Origin of the sequence: Synechococcus sp. CCY 0621, assembly GCF_019038465.1 — a bacterium.
Lineage (GTDB): Bacteria > Cyanobacteriota > Cyanobacteriia > PCC-6307 > Cyanobiaceae > Cyanobium.
This window is the reverse complement of sequence record NZ_JAFKRH010000020.1, coordinates 52,871-60,332: the sequence shown is the minus strand read 5'-3', so window position 1 is coordinate 60,332 and position 7,462 is coordinate 52,871. Positions and strand designations below refer to the sequence as shown.

Annotated in this window: 6 protein-coding genes; 1 reads left to right on the top strand and 5 read right to left on the bottom strand. The window is 69.7% G+C overall.

Annotation, left to right across the window (positions count from 1 at the left end; genetic code table 11):
* The coding region (locus tag KUG43_RS07330) for a DUF3769 domain-containing protein (protein WP_216907617.1) at positions 1-2,366 on the top strand (2,366 nt) is incomplete at its 5' end.
* Here the strand turns inward: KUG43_RS07330 and KUG43_RS07325 are convergent.
* From KUG43_RS07325 to KUG43_RS07305, 5 genes are all read right to left on the bottom strand, one after another.
* A complete protein-coding gene (locus KUG43_RS07325) occupies positions 2,363-2,995 on the bottom strand; it encodes a 3-isopropylmalate dehydratase small subunit (protein ID WP_216907615.1) in 633 nt (210 codons plus the stop codon). The genes KUG43_RS07330 and KUG43_RS07325 overlap by 4 nt on opposite strands.
* Entirely contained in the window at positions 2,992-4,434 is a 1,443-nt protein-coding gene (leuC, locus tag KUG43_RS07320; protein WP_216907613.1) for a 3-isopropylmalate dehydratase large subunit, read from the bottom strand. Before leuC ends, KUG43_RS07325 begins: the two co-directional genes overlap by 4 nt.
* Complete coding sequence (locus tag KUG43_RS07315; protein WP_216907611.1) at positions 4,431-4,709, bottom strand: DUF2811 domain-containing protein; 279 nt, start codon at positions 4,707-4,709, stop codon at positions 4,431-4,433. The genes leuC and KUG43_RS07315 overlap by 4 nt, the downstream gene beginning before the upstream one ends.
* Before the next feature lie 355 nt (positions 4,710-5,064).
* The gene (locus KUG43_RS07310) at positions 5,065-6,339 is read right to left on the bottom strand and encodes a competence/damage-inducible protein A (protein WP_353617964.1); all 1,275 of its coding nucleotides are present in this window, start codon (positions 6,337-6,339) and stop codon (positions 5,065-5,067) included.
* Positions 6,336-7,418: an MraY family glycosyltransferase gene (locus KUG43_RS07305; RefSeq protein ID WP_216907609.1), complete on the bottom strand. Its 1,083-nt coding sequence runs from the start codon at positions 7,416-7,418 to the stop codon at positions 6,336-6,338. Before KUG43_RS07305 ends, KUG43_RS07310 begins: the two co-directional genes overlap by 4 nt.
* Positions 7,419-7,462 lie beyond the last annotated feature (44 nt).

Below are 7,462 nucleotides of genomic sequence, written 5' to 3'. Positions count from 1 at the left end.
GCCAGATGTATGCCGGTGAATTCGGCGACACCTTCACCTTCAGCGGCCGCTTCCGGCCCGAATATCTGGGGGGGATCGGGATGCAGCGCCGCCTGTTCCAGGCAGGCCCTCTGTCGCTGGAGTTCGATGCCAACCTGCTGGGCCACCGGGCGAGTGCCCAGCCGGGGGGCGGCTTCAACCAGCTGATCCCCTTCGCCAACACCCCCGCCCAGAACTTCGGCGAGTTCACCGGTGGTCTCGGCCTTCGCCTGTGGCTGCGGCCCTGGCTCAACATCTTCTTCGTGGAGGGCCTGAGCGTCACCACGGCCAAGAGCAACTACGAGCAGACCTTCCGCCAGAACTCGGCGCGCCTGCTCAACTACCTGGCCTTCGAGGTGGAGGCCCTGGTCACCCCGCGCTGGTCAGCCGTGGGCCGTATCCACCACCGCTCGGGGGCCTACGGCACCTTCAGTGGTGTCAGCGAGGGCAGCAACGCCTACCTGCTGGGCCTGCGCTACCGCTTCGGCACCGACAAGATCGCCAGCCAGCCGATGCCGGTGCCGCCCGCCCAGGGTTGCCCGGGGGCCCCACCCCTGGCCAGCGAGCAACCCGATGGGCTGGCCCAGCAGCTCGAGCAGGTGACGATGGGCCCCGGCTGGACCGGCACCAGCGGCCAGCCCGCCCCGCCGCCGCCTCAGGCCGCACCCCCCAACCAGGGGGGCGTGTGGCGCAACGCCCGGCATCAGGAACGACTGCGGCGCGAGGCCATCGCCAGGATTCCCCAGCGGGTGGAGAACGTGACCTTCGAGCGCAGCCTCAAGGCTGAGCGGCGCTTCGGCTTCCCGCGGGAGTTCACCACACCGGACACGGCCAACGATTTCGGAACCACCCGCCCCGAGCAGCTCAAGGACCAGACCACCACGGGCAACCAGGAACTGATCAAGGGCACCGTGAGCCGCTGGCGCATCCAGGCCCGGCGCCTCAAGTTCACCCCCAACACCCTCTCCGGCGACCGGGTGGGCTTCACCAACGATCCCTTCACGCCGGCCCAGTCGTGGATGGATTCGGAGAAGGTCGTCATCACCCTGCTGCCCAACGGCGACACCCTGGTGAAGGCGCGCCGCAACACGTTGCGGCTGGAGGATCGCCTGCCGGTCCGCGTCACCCGCCAGCGCCGCATCCAGAAGCAGGAGGAGGTGAGCAATCCTCTGGTGCTGGGCAACGACAGGGAAGACCGGGACGGCTTCTTCCTCGGCTACAACGTGCCGATCAAGATCGGTGAGAAGGGGCTCCTCAACCTGCAACCGCAGGTGATGATCCAGCGCCTCTACACCGGCAACACCGACGCCTACCCCCTGCCCGGGTCACCGTCGGGTTCCACCACCATCGTTGAGCAACCGGCCAAGGGCGGCGACTACTTCGGTCTGGATGCCCGTCTCACGGGGCCTCTGCTGGGCTTCAACGCCGATGCCCGCCTCAGTCTCTCCACCTTCAATCCCGACAACATCGCCAACGGCACCCGCAGCTTCGGCGACCTGTCCCGGCTGGTGCACTTGCCCCTTGTGGGCTACAGCACCTTCCGCCTCTTCGGGGCCTACCGCTTCCGCACCTGGAACGGCTCCCTGGGCGAGCAGGACGTCTACTCCGCCTATGGCGTCTCGCTCGAGAAGCAGGGCAGTCTGCCCAACTGGGGCAAGCTGGCCCGCAGCTACTACTGGCGCATGGGCGTGGGCAACTTCCAGGCCGTGCAGACCAACAACACCGATCTGCTGCAGGTGTGGCGTGCCAACGCCATCGGCTCCTTCAATTTCTCTTACCCGATCTGGACCGGCAAGCCCACCACCAGCCCTCCGGTGATCTCCCTGGCCAATACACCGGTACCGATCGTTCCTGGCCTGCGCTTCAACGCCAACCTGCTCGGCGTGGCCGCTTACTTCAGTGATGGCACCAACCAGAACACGGTCGGCCTCTCCGGTGGTCCCACCCTCACCCTGGGACGCTTCGAGAAGCCCTTCCTCGACTACACCCAGCTGACGGTCACCGGCGGCATCACCTTGCGGCAGGGTCAGAGCCCGCTGAACTTCGACCGCGCCGTCGACCTGGGCACGATCGGCATCGGCCTCTCGCAGCAGATCGTTGGGCCGCTGGTCTTCAGCGGCGGCATCGGCTTCAACGTGGATCCCAATTCGGGCTTCTACGGCGATGTCACCGGCTCCTATGTGGAGCTGCGCTGGCAGCGGCGCTCCTACGAAATCGGTGTCTACTACAGCCCCTACGACGGGCTGGGCGGCATCCGGCTGCGCCTCAACGATTTCAACTTCAAGGGTCCCGGCACCCCCTTCATCCCCTATCACCCCACCCAGGGCGTGCTGCAGCGGCCCTTCTAGGCGGCCGCGAACCCGTTCAGATAGGGAAGCCGGCTCGCGGTGGCCCGCAGTTCGGTGTCATGGTCCACCAGCTGAGCGGTGCCGTTCCATTCGCCGCTCACCAGCATGCGGCGCGGACCGGCTGCCAGCGCCAGGGGCCATTCCAGAATCTCGCTGCCGGCCTCGAGCGTCACCCTGGGTGGCTCCAGATCGAGCTGGAGAACGGCGCCAGGATGGGCGGCGATGGCGGCCTGCAGGGCCAGCACGGCGTCGTGGTCGGCGCTGAGACAGGGGATTCCCAGGGCCAGGCAGTTGCCGAAGAAGATCTCGGCAAAGCTTTCGCCGATCACCGCCCGCAGACCCCAGCGCATCAGCGCCTGGGGGGCGTGCTCGCGGCTGGAGCCGCAGCCGAAGTTGCGGTTCACCACGAGAATCGCGGCGCCCTGGTTCTCAGCCCGATCGAAGGGGTGATCGCCCGCCAGCTCGCTGCGGTCATCGGCGAAGACGCCCTCCGCAAGGCCGTCGAAGGTGACGCACTTCAGGTAACGGGCCGGGATGATCCGGTCGGTGTCGATGTCGTCGCCGGGCACGACGACGGCGCGGCCTGCACAGCCCTGGATCGGTCCGGCCGGGAAAGGGGTGGCGCTCATGCTCGGGTGCTGGCGGACTCTGGGGTCGACGGGGCGGCGACCAGGCGGCGCACGTCGGCCACATGGCCGCTCACGGCCGCCGCCGCCACCATGGCGGGGCTCATCAGCAGGGTGCGGCCGGTGGCCGACCCCTGGCGCCCCTTGAAGTTGCGGTTGCTGGAACTGGCGCTGATCTGACGCCCCTCGAGGCGGTCGGGGTTCATGGCCAGGCACATCGAGCAGCCCGGTTCGCGCCACTCGAAGCCGGCGGCGCGGAACACCGCATCGAGGCCCTCGGCCTCGGCCTCGGCCGCCACCTGCTCACTGCCCGGCACCACGAAAGCTTTGATGCCGGCGGCCACGTGGCGGCCACGGGCCACGGCGGCGGCGGCCCGCAGATCGCTGAGGCGGCCGTTGGTGCAGCTGCCGATGAAGCAGACATCCACCGGCAACCCCTCGATCGGCGCACCGGGACGCAGATCCATGTAGCGGTAGGCCTCCTCGGCGATCGGCCGCTCGTCGCTCTCGGTCTGGTCGAGGGTGGGTACCGTTTCGTCGACGCCGATGGCCTGGCCAGGCGTGATGCCCCAGGTGATGGTGGGCGCGATCGTGGCGGCATCAAACACCACCTCATCGTCGAAACTGGCCTGTGGCCCCGAAGCCAGGGAGCTCCACCAGGCCACGGCCCGTTCCCAGGCGTCGCCGCTGGGGGCGTGGGGCCGGCCCTTCAGGTAGGCGAAGGTGACGGCATCGGGGTTGACGTAGCCGCAGCGGGCGCCGCCCTCGATGGCCATGTTGCAGAGCGTCATCCGCTCCTCCATCGAGAGGGCCTCGATCGCCGGTCCGGCGAACTCGTAGGCATAGCCGACGCCACTCTTGACCCCCAGGCGCCGGATGATGTGGAGCACCAGGTCCTTGGCGAAGACGCCGCTCTGCAGCACCCCCACCACCCGGATGCGCCGCACCTTGAGCTTGGCCATGGCCAGGCTCTGGCTGGCGAGCACGTCGCGCACCTGGCTGGTGCCGATGCCGAAGGCGATAGCGCCGAAGGCGCCGTGGGTGGAGGTGTGGGAATCACCGCAGGCCACGGTCATGCCCGGCTGGGTGAGCCCCAGCTCCGGGGCGATCACATGGACGATCCCCTGGCGGCCACTGCCCAGGCCATGCAGGGTGATGCCGTGGCGAGCACAGTTGCCCTCCAGGGTGGCCAGCATCGCCTCGGCCAGGGGGTCGGCGAACGGGCGGGCCTGGGAGGTGGTGGGCACGATGTGGTCCACCGTGGCCACCGTGCGCTCGGGATGGCGCACGGTCAGACCCAGGTCGTCCAGGGCGGCGAAGGCCTGGGGGCTGGTGACCTCATGGATCAGGTGCAGCCCGATGAACAGCTGGGTGGCTCCGCCCGGCAGGTCAGCGACCCGGTGCAACTCCCAGACCTTGTCGTAGAGGGTGCCGGCGCTCAAGAGGAAGGATCGAGACGGTCTGAAACCACCCTAGAAGGCGTCTGTTCCGCCGGGGCGGGCTCCCGCCGGAACAGCCCATCGAGGTAGTGGCGGGCCACGGCCCGGTCATGGCTGGCGTGCTGGAACAGAAAACCGGCCAGGGCGGCCTGCATCAGCCGGTACTGATCCCACTGGGGGTGGACCCGGATGAACTCCCGCATGGCCTCGAAGAGGTCCTCCGGCATCTGGTTCTCGATGCTCACGGTTCGGGGAGCGTGGTCGGGGATCTGGCTCATGCGGCGCTGGTCGTCGGTCCCCCCATCAGGCCATGGGGCTCCCCCCCGCGTCAAAGTGGGCCCCACCGCTCCGGTCCCAAGGGACCGCCGTTGAGAATCACGGCGGGGGGCGGTTTCCCGGCCACCGGTCGGAGGCGGCGGTCGGACCTGCCTGCGGGGATGCGTGCGGTCAAGGGGGGAAGGCCTTTCCCGCAACAAGACCCGAGCAGCCCTACAGCAGCTCCCCCCGGCCCCGGCAGCCTGTGGAAAAGCCCCGCTCTTTCGGGGGAAAAGTGGCAGGCAGGGGGGAAAAGTCCATGGCACAGGATTCGTGATCGATGGCGGCCGGGGCAGCAGATGTTCCGATGGGGCCCGATCAGATGGCCGCAATGTTCAGCCGTAACCGCAGACGGTTCAGGCTTTCCCCCACCGTCAGCGTCTGGATCCAGGTGCGCTCACGGCCACTGCCGAAGCGCACCGGCTCGCTGCGGCAGCCGTCGGGGCCGGCGATGGCGATGTGCACCAGCCCCACGGGCTTCTCGGTGCTGCCCCCACCCGGCCCGGCGATGCCCGTCACCGCGATGGCCCAGGTCGCTCCCGTCAGGCGCCTCGCCCCTGCCGCCATCGCCTCGGCCACCGGGTCGCTCACCGCTCCATGGGCATCGAGCAGTTCGGCCGGCACTCCCAGCAGGTCCTGCTTCACGGCGTTGGCGTAGGCGATCACCCCACCGAGAAACACCTCCGAGGCCGCCGGCACCGCCACCAGGGCCGCGCCGAGGCCGCCACCGGTGCACGACTCCGCCACCGCCAGGGTCTCGCCGCGGCGGCGCAGCTGCGCCAGCACCACCGAGGCCAGGCTGTCGCCATCGGCGCCGAAACAGCTGGCACCGGTTCGGCGGCGCAGTTCCGCCTCCACCGGGGCCAGCAGGGCGACGGCGGCGGCCCCATCGGCCGCCCTGGCCGTGACGCGCAGCTTCACCTCCCCGGCACCGGCGTAGGGCGCCACGGTCGGGTTCTCCAGCGCCAGCAGGTCCTGCACCCGCTCCGCCAGGTCCGATTCGGCCACGCCCCAGAAACGCAGCATACGGCTGGCGAACACCCCGCCCGCCAGGCCCGCCTCCCGCAGCCAGGGAGCGGCGGTGGCCTCCCACATCGCCCGCAGTTCGCTGGGCACCCCTGGGAACGTGAGCACGGTGAACCCCGGCACCGGGGTCCAGATCATTCCGGGCGCGGTGCCGGTGGGGTTGGGCAGCACGGCGGCCCCACGCGGCAGCAGGGCCTGCTTGCGGTTGGAGGGGGCCACACTCCGGCCCCGGGCCGTGATCCGGGCCTGGATCGCCGCCCAGATCTCGCCGTGCTCCACCAGGTCGGCGCCGAAGGCCGCCGCGATCGCCTCGGTGGTGAGGTCGTCGGGGGTGGGCCCCAGGCCGCCGGTGGTGACCAGCACCCGGCAGCGGCCCGAGGCCTGTCGCACCGCTTCGATCAGCCGATCCCGGTTGTCGCCCACCACCAGCTGGCGGTGGTGCACAGCCCCGAGCGCCGCCAGCTGCTCGGCCAGCCAGCGGGCATTGCCGTTGACGATGTTGCCCAGCAGCAGCTCGGTGCCGATGCAGAGCACCTCCACCCCGGCGCCGCCGGGGGGGCCGCTCACTTGGCCTCCTGCTGCATCTGGCGGCGGCAGACCACGAGCACGGCGATCAGCACCGCCGTGGCCAGGGCCAGCCAGAGGAAACGCATCTCAGCATTGGCCAGCACCAGGGCAATGGAGGCCAGCCACTGGGTGAAGGCGTAGATGACCACCACGGTGCGCCGGTGGCTGAAACCGGCCCGCAGCAGGCGGTGGTGCAGGTGACGGCGATCCGGATAGAAGGGCGAGCGGCCCGCCTTGAGGCGTCCCATGATCACCGCCGACATGTCGGCCAGGGGCAGGGACAGGATCAGCAGGGGCAGCAACAGGCTGACGCTGGTGAGCCGCTTGGCAGGACCCACGATGCTGATCGCCGCCAGGGCGAAGCCGAGGAAGTAGGAGCCGCCATCCCCCATGAAGATGCGGGCCGGGTTGAAGTTGTGGCGCAGGAAGCCCAGACAGCTCCCGGCCAGGGCTGCCGCCAGCAGACCGGCGGCGGGCTGGCTGAGGCTGAAGCTCACCGAGAGCAGGCCCACGGCGGCGATGCCGCTCACCCCGGCCGCCAGCCCATCGAGGCCATCGAGCCAGTTGATGGCGTTGGTGATGCCCACCAGCCAGACCACCGTGGCCAGCAGGCTCAGGCCCTCCGGCAGCGGCAGCCCGGCGAAGGAGTTGCCCAGTCCGAAGGGCAGGTCGATGCTGCCGATGCGTACGCCCTGGTTCCACACCGCTGCGGCCACCAGCACCTGGCCGACCAGGCGTGGCAGGGGAGGCAGGGCGAACAGGTCATCGGCCAGGCCGATGATGAAATAGCAGAGCGCCCCGGCGAGGGTGGTCCAGATCAACTGGTCCTTGTCGGGAGTCAGCTCGGCGAAGCCGCCGAAGGCCCAGGTGCAGGCCAGCGAAAGGCTGAAGCCAGCCACGATTCCCACGCCACCGAGCCGCACCATGGGCAGGGTGTGCTGCTTGCGGTCATCCGGCGGATCGACCAGCCCCCAGCGCAGACCGAGCCTTCGGATCACCGGCACGATCAGCGCCGTGAGCAGGGCCGCCGCGGCGGCTGTGAGTAAGGCCGCCGCGTTGGGGCTGTAGGCGAGGGTCACAACGGCGGGCCGGAAAGCAGCGGTCCTGAAGGCGTCACGTTACG

Excerpts from the sequence above, each read along its gene's own strand:
- KUG43_RS07325 (WP_216907615.1), bottom strand. The coding sequence starts at position 2,995 with ATGAGCGCCACCCCTTTCCCGGCCGGACCGATCCAGGGCTGTGCAGGC.
- KUG43_RS07315 (WP_216907611.1), bottom strand. The coding sequence starts at position 4,709 with ATGAGCCAGATCCCCGACCACGCTCCCCGAACCGTGAGCATCGAGAAC.